Annotated in this window: 16 protein-coding genes; 12 read left to right on the top strand and 4 right to left on the bottom strand. The window is 40.7% G+C overall.

Going from position 1 to position 13,055, the window contains the following annotated elements; all coding sequences use genetic code 11:
- Positions 1 to 81: 81 nt before the first annotated feature.
- From ccmA to EVU92_RS15915, 10 genes are read left to right on the top strand one after another with little or no spacing between them, the layout of a single operon-like run.
- Positions 82 to 702, top strand: coding sequence for a cytochrome c biogenesis heme-transporting ATPase CcmA (gene ccmA / locus EVU92_RS15960; RefSeq protein WP_130052051.1), 621 nt, complete (start codon positions 82 to 84; stop codon positions 700 to 702).
- A complete protein-coding gene (gene ccmB, locus EVU92_RS15955; protein WP_054553246.1) occupies positions 702 to 1,388 on the top strand; it encodes a heme exporter protein CcmB in 687 nt (228 codons plus the stop codon). Before ccmA ends, ccmB begins: the two co-directional genes overlap by 1 nt.
- 1 nt (position 1,389) lies before the next feature.
- The gene (locus EVU92_RS15950) at positions 1,390 to 2,127 is read left to right on the top strand and encodes a heme ABC transporter permease (RefSeq protein WP_130052050.1); all 738 of its coding nucleotides are present in this window, start codon (positions 1,390 to 1,392) and stop codon (positions 2,125 to 2,127) included.
- Between the two features lie 2 nt (positions 2,128 to 2,129).
- Complete coding sequence (gene ccmD, locus EVU92_RS15945; protein WP_130052049.1) at positions 2,130 to 2,333, top strand: heme exporter protein CcmD; 204 nt, start codon at positions 2,130 to 2,132, stop codon at positions 2,331 to 2,333.
- Positions 2,330 to 2,809, top strand: coding sequence for a cytochrome c maturation protein CcmE (gene ccmE, locus EVU92_RS15940; RefSeq protein ID WP_130052048.1), 480 nt, complete (start codon positions 2,330 to 2,332; stop codon positions 2,807 to 2,809). Before ccmD ends, ccmE begins: the two co-directional genes overlap by 4 nt.
- A gap of 1 nt (position 2,810) precedes the next feature.
- The gene (locus EVU92_RS15935) at positions 2,811 to 4,766 is read left to right on the top strand and encodes a heme lyase CcmF/NrfE family subunit (protein WP_130052047.1); all 1,956 of its coding nucleotides are present in this window, start codon (positions 2,811 to 2,813) and stop codon (positions 4,764 to 4,766) included.
- Positions 4,763 to 5,332: a DsbE family thiol:disulfide interchange protein gene (locus EVU92_RS15930; protein ID WP_130052046.1), complete on the top strand. Its 570-nt coding sequence runs from the start codon at positions 4,763 to 4,765 to the stop codon at positions 5,330 to 5,332. Before EVU92_RS15935 ends, EVU92_RS15930 begins: the two co-directional genes overlap by 4 nt.
- On the top strand, positions 5,332 to 5,793 hold the full coding sequence (locus tag EVU92_RS15925; protein ID WP_130052045.1) for a cytochrome c-type biogenesis protein: 462 nt from the start codon (positions 5,332 to 5,334) through the stop codon (positions 5,791 to 5,793). Before EVU92_RS15930 ends, EVU92_RS15925 begins: the two co-directional genes overlap by 1 nt.
- Complete coding sequence (gene ccmI, locus EVU92_RS15920; RefSeq protein WP_130052044.1) at positions 5,794 to 7,056, top strand: c-type cytochrome biogenesis protein CcmI; 1,263 nt, start codon at positions 5,794 to 5,796, stop codon at positions 7,054 to 7,056.
- Between the two features lie 9 nt (positions 7,057 to 7,065).
- Entirely contained in the window at positions 7,066 to 7,797 is a 732-nt protein-coding gene (locus tag EVU92_RS15915) for a VacJ family lipoprotein (protein WP_130052043.1), read from the top strand.
- A gap of 65 nt (positions 7,798 to 7,862) precedes the next feature.
- On the opposite strand, the gene EVU92_RS15910 is transcribed toward EVU92_RS15915, so the two are convergent.
- Positions 7,863 to 9,086, bottom strand: coding sequence for an HDOD domain-containing protein (locus EVU92_RS15910; RefSeq protein WP_130052042.1), 1,224 nt, complete (start codon positions 9,084 to 9,086; stop codon positions 7,863 to 7,865).
- A 369-nt stretch (positions 9,087 to 9,455) separates the two neighbouring features.
- Between EVU92_RS15910 and putP the strand changes: the two genes are divergently transcribed.
- Complete coding sequence (putP, locus tag EVU92_RS15905) at positions 9,456 to 10,967, top strand: sodium/proline symporter PutP (RefSeq protein WP_130052041.1); 1,512 nt, start codon at positions 9,456 to 9,458, stop codon at positions 10,965 to 10,967.
- A gap of 61 nt (positions 10,968 to 11,028) precedes the next feature.
- On the opposite strand, the gene EVU92_RS15900 is transcribed toward putP, so the two are convergent.
- The gene (locus EVU92_RS15900; RefSeq protein WP_130052040.1) at positions 11,029 to 11,331 is read right to left on the bottom strand and encodes a YebG family protein; all 303 of its coding nucleotides are present in this window, start codon (positions 11,329 to 11,331) and stop codon (positions 11,029 to 11,031) included.
- A gap of 246 nt (positions 11,332 to 11,577) precedes the next feature.
- Between EVU92_RS15900 and EVU92_RS15895 the strand changes: the two genes are divergently transcribed.
- The gene (locus tag EVU92_RS15895) at positions 11,578 to 11,871 is read left to right on the top strand and encodes a helix-hairpin-helix domain-containing protein (RefSeq protein WP_130052039.1); all 294 of its coding nucleotides are present in this window, start codon (positions 11,578 to 11,580) and stop codon (positions 11,869 to 11,871) included.
- A 329-nt stretch (positions 11,872 to 12,200) separates the two neighbouring features.
- Here the strand turns inward: EVU92_RS15895 and EVU92_RS15885 are convergent, their stop codons facing one another.
- Both EVU92_RS15885 and dsbB read right to left on the bottom strand, forming a co-directional pair.
- Positions 12,201 to 12,503: a DUF6170 family protein gene (locus EVU92_RS15885; protein ID WP_130052038.1), complete on the bottom strand. Its 303-nt coding sequence runs from the start codon at positions 12,501 to 12,503 to the stop codon at positions 12,201 to 12,203.
- A complete protein-coding gene (gene dsbB / locus EVU92_RS15880; RefSeq protein WP_130052037.1) occupies positions 12,503 to 13,021 on the bottom strand; it encodes a disulfide bond formation protein DsbB in 519 nt (172 codons plus the stop codon). Before dsbB ends, EVU92_RS15885 begins: the two co-directional genes overlap by 1 nt.
- Positions 13,022 to 13,055: the final 34 nt, after the last annotated feature.

The raw sequence follows: 13,055 nt of genomic DNA, 5'->3' as shown, positions 1-13,055 counted from the left end.
TAATCGTTTTAAAGCAATATTCGTATTACCCTATCATTATGGTAGACTAACGCCTAATTTTGGGTATAGAGAATCGTCATCTTGTTACACATTAAGGCCGTCACCTGCATCAAGCAAGATCGTTGTTTGTTTGCGGATCTTAATTTCAGCTTGAAATCGGGGCAAATTATGCAGTTAGCTGGTCCGAATGGGGCTGGTAAAACATCATTATTGCGCATTATCGCGGGTTTCGCTATGCCAGATGAAGGCGATGTTTTTTACCAAGAGCGTTCGATTACAAAATACTATGATGAATATGCACAAGAGCTAATGTTCATCGGCCATAAAACCGGTGTAAATACGCAACTCACTGCCCTTGAGAATGTTGCATTTTGGCTAAAAATTAATGGTTATGATTGCAAGCAAGACTTATATCCGATCCTAGCAAAAATAGGTTTAGTTGGCCTTGAAGATGTGCCTGTTCGCATGTTGTCAGCAGGACAGCAGCGCCGTGTAGCCTTAGTAAGGTTGTGGTTAAATAGTGCCAAGCTATGGATCCTTGATGAGCCATTTACGGCTCTTGATAAAAGCGGTGTAGCATTTTTGCAAGAACGCTTTGTTGAGCATTTAAATGCTGGCGGCGCAATTCTTTTAACCACCCACCAAGATTTAACGACACAATTTAGTGACCTAAAAACAGTGACTTTGGAGTATCGCCACTGATGGTAAAGCAGCATTCGTATTGGCAATTATTCTCTGCGGTTTTTTCTAAAGATCTGAAATTAGCGTTTCGTCAGCGTGCTGAAATCGTTAACCCCATCTTGTTTTTTCTTATTGTTATTACACTTTTTCCGTTAGCAATTGGCCCTGAGCCTGGACTGCTAGCTCGCATGGCTCCGGGTATTATTTGGGTTGCTGCGTTACTATCGACAATGTTAGGCCTAGATAAACTATTTCGTGATGATTATCACGACGGAACATTAGAGCAATTAATTGCCTCTTCGTATCCATTACCGTTGACAGTGCTTGCAAAAGTTGCGGCTCATTGGGTTATTACGGGGCTGCCTTTAGTGTTAATGACACCGGTATTTGCTTTGTTATTGAATTTAGAAAGTTCAGCGCTTTTAGCAACTGTTCTCACGTTATTGTTGGGGACACCATTGCTTAGCTTCATTGGCGCAATTGGCGCTGGACTTACTGTGGGACTGCAAAAAGGCGGCATTCTGATGAGTTTGCTTGTTTTGCCTTTATATATCCCTGTACTAATCTTTGCAACCTCTGCTATTGATACCAGCTCTATGGAGCTTGCCTATAGCGGACAGCTTGCAATTCTTGGTGCCATGCTAATCGTAGCGATTATAGCGGCGCCAATTGCCATATCGTCAGCATTGAAAGTGAGTGTAAGTTAATATGTGGAAGTGGTTACATCCCTACGCAAAAGCAGATCGTGCTTACCAATTGTGTAACACCTTACTGCCTTATTTCGCCGTCGTTACGGTGGTCTGTATGATTGTTGGATGGGTCTGGGGGCTTGCTTATGCTCCAGCCGATTACCAACAAAAAGATAGCTACCGAATTATTTTTATCCATGTGCCTTCAGCTATTTTATCAATGGGCGCTTATTCTTCTATGGCGATTGCAGCAGTGATCGCACTAGTATGGCAATTACGTAATGCTGAACTTGCTGTAATTGCAATTGCACCAGTTGGGGCATGTGTGACAGCGATAGCACTAATTACCGGCGCAGCATGGGGTAAGCCTATGTGGGGCGCATGGTGGGTGTGGGATGCGCGTCTTACCTCTGAGCTCATTCTGTTATTTTTATACTTGGGTGTGTTATCGCTTTATCATGCTTTTGAAGATAAAAAAGCAGCGGGTCGTGCCGCCTGTATTTTAGCGATTGTTGGAGTTATCAACTTACCGATTATTCACTTCTCGGTAGAGTGGTGGAATACCTTGCACCAAGGTGCAACCATTACAAAGTTTGATACTAAAGCCATTGATCCAAGCATGTTTTGGCCATTAATGGTGAACATAGTTGCGTTTGCAGGTTTTGTTGGGGTTGTGACTTTAATCCGCCTTAAAAACGAAATTTTACAACGTGAAAAGCACCGCCCTTGGGTGCGTGATATGCTTAAGCGAGGTTAATCATGCAGTTTGATTCTTTTTCAGATTTTATTGCCATGGGTGGCTATGGCTTTTATGTGTGGTTGTCTTTTGGCAGCTGTGCATTGATTTTACTCGGTATTTTATTTAGTTCGTTAAACGATACAAAGCGTATTATCTCTTCAGTTAGGCAGCAAGCACAACGTGAAGAGCGCATTAAGAAAGCGAAGCAAGAGGCAGGGCAATGAATCCAAGACGTAAAAAACGTTTATTAGCTGTTGTAGCCATTATTTTTGGTGTGGGTGCAACCATTGGTTTAGTGCTTTATGCACTGCAAGAAAACATCAATCTATTCTATACCCCAAGTGAACTTGTTGAGGGTAAAGGACCAAATAAAGAAAAACCGCACATCGGTCAGAAGCTACGTATAGGTGGCATGGTTGTTCCAGGCTCAGTTGTTCGAGATGAATCAAGCTTAAAGGTAAGCTTTAAGTTAATAGATAAAGGCCCTATGGTGACCATTAATTATCAAGGGATTTTGCCAGACTTATTTCGTGAAGGCCAAGGGATTGTGGCGCAGGGCGTGTTAGTAAAAGCGAATGAAATTGATGCCTTTGAAGTTCTTGCAAAGCATGATGAAGAGTATATGCCAGCAGAAGTTGCAGAAGCAGTGAAAGGTATTAAACACGAAAAACCGACGTATAACTTAGAGAACGGTAATTAATATGATCCCAGAACTCGGTTATTTTTCTTTAACACTGGCTATGGTGCTCAGTGTTTTACTGTGTATTTTTCCTTTGTGGGGGGCGCATACCGGCAATTTACGTTTAATGCGCGCAGCTCCATCATTAGCAATTGGGCAGTTCGTATTTGTACTTTTATCATTTGCAGCACTTATTTATGCCAGTTTAACCGACGACTTTACCGTATCGTACGTTGCTTATCACTCAAGTAGCACCTTACCTTGGTACTACAAAATCACTTCGACATGGGGTGGTCATGAAGGAGCAATTTTACTTTGGTTAGTGATGCAAGCAGGTTGGACAGCCGTTGTTGCTATGCGCTCGCAATCATTGCCTTGGGTTTTACGTGCCCGAGTGCTTGGTGTGTTAGGCTTTTTAGGTGTCGGCTTTATGCTGTATACCTTGTTAATGTCGAGCCCATTTGAACGTCTATTGCCGTATTTCCCAGTTGAAGGTCGCGATTTAAATCCATTACTGCAAGACCCAGGTATGATTATTCACCCGCCATTGCTTTATATGGGTTACGTAGGTCTATCAGTGTCTTTCTCATTCGCAATCGCTGCGCTACTTACTGGTAAACTCGATAATACTTGGGCCAAGTGGTCTCGTCCTTGGACTATGGCTGCATGGGGGTTTTTAACTTTAGGTATTACCATCGGTAGTTGGTGGGCATACTCAGAACTAGGCTGGGGCGGCTGGTGGTTCTGGGATCCCGTTGAAAACGCTTCTTTAATGCCATGGCTTGTGGCAACAGCGCTATTACACTCACTCTCAACCACAGAAAAACGTGGTGTATTTAAGTCATGGACAGTGTTACTGGCTATTGCGGCATTCTCTCTAAGCTTACTGGGTACTTTTATTGTTCGATCGGGCATTATTGTATCTGTGCATGCCTTTGCGTCAGATCCTAATCGCGGTATGTTCATTTTAGCTTTCTTAGCCATTGTTGTGGGTGGCGGTTTATCGCTGTATGCACTGCGTGTTTCACAGGTGAAAAGTGAGGGCCGTTATAAGTTTGCCTCACGTGAAGTTGCCCTTTGGTTAAACAATATATTTTTAGTTGTGGCAACGCTGATTGTACTTCTAGGTACTTTACTGCCAATGATCCACAAAGAGCTTGGCTTAGGCAGTATTTCGATTGGTGAGCCTTTCTTCAACAAGATGTTTGCTATTCTACTAGTGCCATTTGCCATTTTAATGGGTATGGGTCCACTGTTACGTTGGAAACAAAACAAATGGTCAATGCTGCAGAATAAACTTGTTCTGTCGGCAGCAGTAAGTTTAGTTGCAACGGCGGCATGGTTGTATTCAAGCTACGACGTGATTGCGCCAATTACTTTTATTGCAACAGCATTGGCGGTATGGATTTTTGTTACCACTCTTGTTGATTTAGCTGCAAAAGTGACTATTCATAGCTCTCTAGGCGAAGGCTTTAAACGACTAGGGCTAAGTTACTGGGCGATGGTTTTAGGTCACATTGGTTTAGCATTCGTGATTGCAGGTGTAACGTTAACTTCTGCTTACTCAGTTGAGCGTGATGTATCAATGAAGCCTGGCGAAACCGTGACTTTAAATGAATACCAGTACCGATTTGACGGTGTTAAAACAATTCGTGGCGCAAACTATAGTGGTCATGCAGGTGTCGTCACTGTACTGAAAAACGATAAAAAAGTGACCGTTTTACATGCTGAAAAGCGTCGTTACGACATTGGTATGCAATTTATGACAGAAGCGGCTGTTGATGCCGGTTTTACACGAGACTTATACCTAGCACTGGGTGAGCAATTAAGCCAAGGTGCTTGGTCGTTACGTATTTATCATAAACCTTATGTTCGTTGGATGTGGCTCGGTGGTATCTTGATTTCACTGGCAGGCTTTTTAGTGCTTGGTGATAAACGCTATCGCCAGAAGTCGACTAAGCAGGAGGCTTTAGTATGAATCGTAAACTCATCGCACTAGCGCCTTTATTGGTGTTCGTTTTACTGTGTGTGTTTTTATATCAAGGTTTGTTTGCTAATCCTCGTGAGTTACAAACAGGGCGTATTGGGCAGGCTATGCCTACTTTTAACTTGCCAGATTTGATGGATGAGTCAAAGCGTTGGACTGACGCCGATTTAAAAGGTGAAGTTTACCTACTTAATGTATGGGGTACTTGGTGTCCGACTTGTTTAGCTGAGTTAGGTTACTTGACTGAGCTTAGAGAGCAGGGCGTTAAGATAGTTGGTTTATACTATGAACAAGGCTATGACCCTGATTTCGATGGTCAGTTTGATATTAACGCACTACGTGAAGACGTAACTAGCATGCTTAATCGTGCCGGCGACCCGTATCAATTTAATATCTTAGATTTAAAGCGCACTTTAGCTCTTGATTTAGGGGTTTCTGGTGCGCCAGAAACCTTCTTAGTCGATAAGCAAGGCACTATTTTGCTGCACCATACAGGTGATATTAATCCGCGTGTATGGCGTGCTAAATTCGCACCGTTAATGCAGGAGTTACAGTAATGAGACTCGTGATCTTTTTAGTAAGTTTGTTTATCACGTTTACAGCATTTGCAGAGCAAGACAAGTATCAATTTGATGATAAAGAACAAGCCGTTCGCTTTAGTGAGCTAACCAAAGAGCTGCGCTGTCCAAAATGTCAAAACCAAAATATAGCTGACTCAGACGCGGTTGTAGCCAAAGACTTACGCGATAAGGTGTTAGCGCTGGTAAAAGATGGCAAAAGCAAAGATGAAGTCATTGATTACATGATTGACCGTTATGGTTACTTCGTACACTACGATCCACCAGTCACACCAGCAACCTTGGTATTGTGGGTATTGCCTGTATTGATAGTGGTTCTTGGCTTTGGCTTTATTGTTTTACGCCAACGCAAGGCATCAGTGAAACAAACATGGACAGAGCAAGACGAAGCATTACTTGCAAAATTAATTGAACAAAATCAACGTCAGGAGCAAAGCTAGATGGCATTAATGTGGGCTTCTTTTGTTTTACTCACACTGATTGCATTGCTATTTGTTGTCGTACCGTTTTTTAAACGTGAGCGTATTCAACGTCTTGATCACAATGCAAACTCGGAGTTAATCCGAATTTATCATCAACGTTTAGATGAACTTAAAACTGAACTCGATAACCAACGTATTGATGCACAAATGCACGATGAGTCAGTTATCGAACAAAAACGTCGTTTACTCAATGAGTTGTCGCCTGAAAAAGCGTTGAACAGTAAAGGTAATAACCGTATTTTTGCCCTTACTGGCGCAGGCTTTTTGATTGTTTTAACAGCTATCTTTTATGGTTATACCGGTAGTCAGCAGCAAATTAAAGGCTGGCATGACGCGATGGCTAATCTTAAGTCATACGGTGAGCGTGCCGTTATGCAAGAAGGTGAGCCTTTAACACCGAATGAGCTACAAGCTTTCGCTTTAGCACTGCGTACTAAGCTTGATCAAAGTGGTGACGATGAAGTGGCGTGGATGCTACTAGGTCGTGTTGCTATGTCATTAAATGAATTTGATATGGCAATGCAGTCATTTGATAAAGTGCTTAAAATGAATCCTGATAACAAACAAGTGCTGATCAGCTACTCGCAAGTTTTGCTAATGGAAGGCAGTGATGCGAATATGTCTCGAGCAGCGACTATGTTATCAAGAGTGCTAAAAGCAGAGCCAACTAATATTGATGCAATCTCATTATTAGCATTGATTGCTTATGAGCGTAAAGATTGGCTTCAAGCTAAAACAGCATTTGAAGTATTGCTTGCAAGTATGCAGCAAAGCGACCCACGTTATAGCATGATTGCAGAGCGTATTGCCGAAATCGATGCCCATTTAAGTAATGATCAGCAAGTCAAAAAGACTGAATTAGCAGAGGCTACAAGCAGTGAAATTAGCATCACAGTTGATTTAGACCCTGCACTTGCCGATTCACAGCCGCAAAACGGTACATTGTTTATTTTTGCTAAAGCGGCAAGTGGCCCGCAAATGCCATTGGCTGTAGTTAAAATGACAGAGTATAGTTTTCCGTTAACAGTGATGTTAAGTGATACTAATGCGATGGTTGAAGGTCTGAATCTATCTAGTGTCGATAAAATTATTTTAACTGCGCGTTTATCAAAAGATGCAACTGTGGTAACTTCAAGCGGCGAGTTGGAAGGCAAGTCGGATGTCTTAGAGCGTGCAAACGTTAAAGAATATTCACTGCTAATTAATGAGTTAATACCGTAAGGATAGCCGATGTTTAGGCACAGTATATTTTTTATCTTTTTTTTAGTACTTGCAGGATGCGCACAGATACCTGAAGAAAAAGTGGATGAGCGAGACCCATTACAGTCGTTTAACCGTCCTATGTATGATTTTAATATGGACGTGCTTGATGCCTATATTCTTCGTCCAGCAGCCGTTGGTTATGTCACAGTGACACCAACCCCTGTTAGACGCAGTATTGTTAATTTTACTGATAACATTACAGCGCCGACAGATATGGTCAATGCTGGTCTGCAGGGTAAACCAGGTAATATGGGTATTAGTTTAGCGCGCTTTCTAGTGAACTCTACGGTAGGTCTACTTGGCTTATTTGATGTAGCCTCATCGCTTGGTTTAGAAATTGTCGATGAAGATTTTGGTCAAACCCTAGGTGTATGGGGAGTCGGTGATGGTGCTTATTTAATGATCCCAGGTATGGGGCCAAGTACAGCACGAAATCTAACTGGTGATGTGGTAGATAACTTCGTTCTACCTGAAATTACCCTAACCACACCACAGACTATTCTGGTATTTGCGCTAAAAGCCGTTGAAGCACGTGCCTCGTTGATGCCGCAAGAGAGCTTATTAAATGAGTCGTTAGACCCTTACATTTTTATGAAGGATATCTACTTCCAGCGTCAATTATATGAGCTACATGATGGTAATCCACCAGTAGAAAAAGAACCCGATGATTTTGATGAAGATTTCCTAGAAAATCTCTAACCTAAAAAATCAAACCAATAAAAATGCCAGCAATTGCTGGCATTTTTATGTTTATATGGGGGAAGTTAATCTCCAAATACACCCATTTGTTCATTAGACCAGCTTAATGCATCGTGGTAAGCATCAGGTACTTCTTCGGGTTTAAGACCGAGTTCTTCTTGAATATCCTTTGCTTTATCCCACTCAGCTTGTTCATAAAATTTTACTAAGCGTAAATAAGTCGCTAGTAATCCTTCACCATGAAGCAAAGCACCTTTGATTTCATTTGTAAGAGGAAGTTTACCCATTACGCTTGGCATATCTTCATCGAGGATAGCGTCCATTAACGACATCATACCGGTTAAAAATGCCATACCCGTATCACGTAACTTGCCATGGCTTATTGCTAATAACTCAGCAAAACGGGCGCGGGTTAGTGATAAACGTATCAGCTCTGCAGGTTTATCTGCCGCAACTTGTGCAGCAAATAAAAGTGATAAGAAACGTTTGATTTCTTCACTGCCTAAAACAATCAGCGCTTGTTTTATCGTGCTAATTTCAGCTCTGCGTTTGAAAGCTGCTGAGTTTGAATAGCGTAACAACTTGTAAGATAAGTTAACGTCTCGTTCAAATACCTCGGTGATTTTTCTGAGATTTAAATCAATACTTGAGGTTTCGTATAAAAGCTCGGCAAGAGCCATCTCAGAAGGTGGTAAAGTTTTACTTTGCACCATTTCAGGCTTTGAAAAGAAAAAGCCTTGAAAATAGCTAAACCCCATGTCCAAAGCAAGTTGGTATTTTTCGTATGTTTCAACTTTCTCGGCGAGTAACTTGATGTGCGGGTGAGGTTTGATTGCCTCAACGACGGATTCAATAGACTCTTTATCACAGGTTAAAAAGTCAATTTTGATAATATCGATATACGGATAAAAATGGCGCCAAACAGGTTGGTGTATGTAATCATCAAGGGCAAGCGTATATCCGCGCTCTTTTAAATCTTGAACCATTGCTAGTAAACGTTTACCCGGTTGAATCGTTTCAAGAATTTCGACAACTACTTGCTCTTTACCCAGTAAAAGTGGGTAGCCTTTTTGGAGTGTCTCTAAAGTGAAATTAATGTAGGCTGGTTTGTTATCCGTTAAATCTTCTAAACCAAAATTGAACTGACTACCTTCAATGAGTCGAGATGTCGCTTCATCACCGTCAATATCAGGAAAAACGTTATCTACGCCATCCCTAAACAAGAGTTCGTAGCCGACAAGTTTCTTTTCCTTATCTAAAATAGGTTGGCGTGCAGCGTAAAAATACATAGTCCTAGCAAGTCCACTTCGGTTAATTCATTTATCCATGAGCAATATAAGTCATCGTGCCTAAAATAGCATTAATTAAATATTCATTTTTGAGGATAAATACTGATTTTCTGTGATCCTAAGACTAGGATAAATTGTAATGAAATTCTATAACTAGCGATTAAATATCACATTTTTGTTATGAAAAGGTTGTAATTGTAAACCTGCCACTGAACGGCTTGATTGGAGTTGTAGGGTAGAAGCATGTTATAGTCATGAGTGATATCGGTTTTTACCCCAATAATGTCTTAAAATTAAGTAACTTGCGAGTCATTATTCGGATTAAAAGCCAACATTAAACAATTATTGGAGGCTAATTTGGAAACAGGAATGATAATTTCGTTAGCATTGTACTTCATCGTAATGTTGGGGATTGGGCTATACGCTTATAAGCAATCCACAGACGATGTATCAGGTTATATGCTAGGTGGTCGTAATTTATCACCAAGTGTTGCTGCGCTTTCAGCAGGTGCATCAGATATGAGTGGTTGGCTGCTAATGGGCTTACCAGGTGCAATGTATCTGTTCGGCTTAAGCAAAGTTTGGATTGCTATAGGTCTAGTACTCGGTGCTTGGGCTAACTATTTCTTAGTAGCGCCTCGTTTACGTGTTTATACTGAGAAAGCGAATGACTCAATCACCATTCCAGATTATTTCGCAAACCGCTTTGATGATAATAAAAATATACTGCGTGTTATTTCTGCGATAGTAATCATTGTTTTCTTCACCTTGTATACTTCATCAGGTGTTGTCGCGGGTGGTAAGTTATTCGAAAACTCATTTAATATGAGCTATGAAATGGGTCTGTATATCACAACTGGCGTTGTAGTGTTATATACCTTGTTTGGTGGCTTCTTAGCAGTAAGCCTTACAGACTTTGTTCAAGGCTGTATCATGTTTATCTCGCTGCTTGCAGTACCAATTGCGACATATACTATGCTTGATCAACCATTCATGGATACACTCGCCAATGCACGCTATGATTTATTGTTAAGCTCACCAAAAGAAACTGAAATTCATGCACTGAATATGATGGACTGGTTTGCTGGTGGTTCGACGATTGCTATTATCTCTGCAATGGCATGGGGTCTTGGTTATTTTGGACAGCCGCATATTATTGTTCGTTTTATGTCTGTGCGTTCAGTTAAAGATATGCCAACTATGCGACGTGTGGGGATGTCGTGGATGACACTTTCAGCAATTGGTGCTGTGTTAACAGGTTTATTTGGTGCTGCTTATATGCTTGAAAACCAAATGCCAATTGATGATAAAGAAACTATTTTCTTGGTATTGTCTGAACTTATCTTCCATCCTCTAATTGCTGGTTTCTTATTGGCTGCTATTTTAGCTGCGATTATGAGTACCATCTCATCGCAATTATTAGTGTGTTCAAGCTCTCTAACAGAAGACTTCTATAAGATTTATTTAAACCGAAGTGCTTCTCAAAAAGAGCTAGTATTAGTCGGTCGTATTAGTGTTATCTTGGTTGCTCTGTTTGCTATTTACCTAGCGTATGACCGCGATAGCTCTATTTTGGATTTAGTAAGTAATGCATGGGCTGGTTTCGGTGCTGCATTTGGTCCATTAGTACTACTTAGCCTTTACTGGAAGCGCATGAACTTACAAGGCGCTATCAGTGGTATGGTTGTCGGTGCTGCAACAGTACTGTTTTGGATTTACGCGCCAATTAAGATCGATGGCCAATCGCTAAGTGCAATTATTTATGAGATTGTCCCTGGCTTTATTTTATCAACGATTGCCATTATTGTTGTGAGCCTAATGACGACTGAGCCGAAAAAAGAAATTACAGATTTATTTGATGAAGTTGAGTCATCACTTTAGTTTTGAGTAAGCACAAAAAAGGGCAACATTTGTTGCCCTTTTTTAATTTTATAACCAATGCTTAGCTTGCAGCTTTTTCTTTTATATCTGCAACGTTATCGTCTGATTTTGCTTTTTTAGGCTTCGCAGGAACCTCTTTTGCACCTTTAAGTACAGCCATAAATTGGTCTTTTTCTTTTGCCATTTCAAGCGCTAGTGATTCAATTTGTTGCTCGCTTAATGGTACATCAACTTTTTCAAGCATTAATTCTAATGACTCAGCAATGTCGAGCATTTTGTCATACGCATCAGCTTCTTTCTTAGTAGTAAACGTCATGCGCTCGACTCCGTTTCTTTCTACAACATATTTAACAACAACAGCCATGATTTCTCCTGCATTTAAGCGTGGCATTTGCAGCGTAAAATCGCCACTTTGATTACTGTTTTTATATACAGTAATGCTTCGGGCCTTACTTTGCAAGTATCTAAAGAAATTTTTTATGGAACAAATTTGACAATAATAGGGGCATTAGCTTTATTTATATTGTTACCCAAAGTTAAACACAAGCGATGGAGTGAGTGTTGGGTAATAGCTAACTACCTGTCTAAGAGGGACATCACGGAGGAAATTATGAAATTACTATCAAGTCTTTTACTTGCCACGAGTATTGCGTTACTGCCTACAACACCGGCATTCGCCGTAAAACCAACCGAAGCAACACAAGTTAAAATGCAAAAGCTCAGTATTAACAAAGCTAGCATCGATCAACTTACTCAATTACCGGGTATTGGTGAGTCTAAAGCTAAAGCGATTGTTGAGCATCGCAATAAGCAAGGTCCGTTTAAGTCGGTAGAGCAATTAAAAGAAGTAAAAGGAATAGGCGATAAGGTATTTGCTAAACTTGAGGGGAAAATTACGCTTTAAAAGACTAGGGCGTGTTGACCTATTGTGATTGATTTTGCAGCAGTATGTTTGGTATTTAAGCAAGGCAGAGCCTATGTCGTGTGGTTGTTCAACATAAATAGGCGATAACGCAGCATCCATACCAAACACGCGCTGACTTTTGGGTTCTTCCTAGGGGCGATTATCTTTTTATTACTTAAATAGATGAAGCTAAAGGGCGTGGGCAGAACGCGGTAGCTTTGCTCGATTTTTACTTAGTCCACTAGGTTACAAATCTCGCGCCGCGATTAAATTGCCCTTAGAGTGAACAAACTTTAATCCACAAAGGTCAACACGCCCTAAACAGGGCGTTATTCGCCCTGTTTAAATTCATTGATAGCTTTGTCTAAATGCGCTAGTGCGAACAAATTTTCGATAGGTGTTGTGATAAGTGGGTAACTTAAGCCTGCTAATAATAACCAAGGTAACAGCATCCAGCCTTCAAAGTAGGCTAAACCTAAAAATAATGGCGCAAGAAAGGCAAGCTTACACACCGATAAAATAATCTTTTTACTTGGGCTTAAATGAGCCAGAGCAAGTGCAATTATTTGCTGGCGCTGCCTTACTTTAAAAGTTTTTAAAGCAGGGATTTGACTAGTAAAAAAATAAATCATTATAACGACTTTTTAGTTACTAAACGGCTAAATAAAACGGCTACAAAGACTATTGAAAACGCAGCGAAAATAATCTCCATCCATGCAGGCATACTCATTGATGCAAATTGCCAATCAATATTGCCGCAATCGCCAGTGGCTGCAAAAAAGCTAGGGATCCATTCATGCAGTGGCATAAAGCTTGGGAAATTAGGCTCAAATGCGCAGCTAAATGCAAAAGGGTCGGTATTGTTTTGCATTGCAATGTGTTCTTTAGCAATAAAGTAACCCCAGATTGCAGAGATACCCCAAGTAGCAAATGCAACAAGGCGAACAACCATATTTTGCGGGTTAATCGCTCCAATCACACCTGCTGCAAGTAAGCCTAAAACAGCGGTACGTTGATAAATACACATAATACATGGTTCAAGTCCCATGCTGTATTGAAAAAACAACGCAGTGACTTCAAACGCTAGTGAAATAAATGCTAATAATAACCAAGGTGTTCTTTTAGTTGCTAATTCTGCTAACCAATTCATGAATGATCCAATTTGAAATTGTTTTCAAGATTAT

It is taken from the genome of Pseudoalteromonas sp. MEBiC 03485 (assembly GCF_004195145.1).
GTDB lineage: Bacteria > Pseudomonadota > Gammaproteobacteria > Enterobacterales > Alteromonadaceae > Pseudoalteromonas > Pseudoalteromonas apostichopi.
The sequence above is the reverse complement of the archived record's forward strand: the minus strand, read 5'-3'. Positions and strand labels throughout refer to the sequence as shown.

Excerpts from the sequence above, each read along its gene's own strand:
- ccmB (WP_054553246.1), top strand. The coding sequence starts at position 702 with ATGGTAAAGCAGCATTCGTATTGGCAATTATTCTCTGCGGTTTTTTCT.
- EVU92_RS15895 (WP_130052039.1), top strand. The coding sequence starts at position 11,578 with ATGAAATTACTATCAAGTCTTTTACTTGCCACGAGTATTGCGTTACTG.
- EVU92_RS15950 (WP_130052050.1), top strand. The coding sequence starts at position 1,390 with ATGTGGAAGTGGTTACATCCCTACGCAAAAGCAGATCGTGCTTACCAA.
- ccmI (WP_130052044.1), top strand. The coding sequence starts at position 5,794 with ATGGCATTAATGTGGGCTTCTTTTGTTTTACTCACACTGATTGCATTG.
- EVU92_RS15935 (WP_130052047.1), top strand. The coding sequence starts at position 2,811 with ATGATCCCAGAACTCGGTTATTTTTCTTTAACACTGGCTATGGTGCTC.
- EVU92_RS15885 (WP_130052038.1), bottom strand. The coding sequence starts at position 12,503 with ATGATTTATTTTTTTACTAGTCAAATCCCTGCTTTAAAAACTTTTAAA.
- ccmD (WP_130052049.1), top strand. The coding sequence starts at position 2,130 with ATGCAGTTTGATTCTTTTTCAGATTTTATTGCCATGGGTGGCTATGGC.
- EVU92_RS15925 (WP_130052045.1), top strand. The coding sequence starts at position 5,332 with ATGAGACTCGTGATCTTTTTAGTAAGTTTGTTTATCACGTTTACAGCA.
- ccmE (WP_130052048.1), top strand. The coding sequence starts at position 2,330 with ATGAATCCAAGACGTAAAAAACGTTTATTAGCTGTTGTAGCCATTATT.
- putP (WP_130052041.1), top strand. The coding sequence starts at position 9,456 with ATGATAATTTCGTTAGCATTGTACTTCATCGTAATGTTGGGGATTGGG.
- EVU92_RS15930 (WP_130052046.1), top strand. The coding sequence starts at position 4,763 with ATGAATCGTAAACTCATCGCACTAGCGCCTTTATTGGTGTTCGTTTTA.
- EVU92_RS15910 (WP_130052042.1), bottom strand. The coding sequence starts at position 9,086 with ATGTATTTTTACGCTGCACGCCAACCTATTTTAGATAAGGAAAAGAAA.
- EVU92_RS15900 (WP_130052040.1), bottom strand. The coding sequence starts at position 11,331 with ATGGCTGTTGTTGTTAAATATGTTGTAGAAAGAAACGGAGTCGAGCGC.
- dsbB (WP_130052037.1), bottom strand. The coding sequence starts at position 13,021 with ATGAATTGGTTAGCAGAATTAGCAACTAAAAGAACACCTTGGTTATTA.
- EVU92_RS15915 (WP_130052043.1), top strand. The coding sequence starts at position 7,066 with ATGTTTAGGCACAGTATATTTTTTATCTTTTTTTTAGTACTTGCAGGA.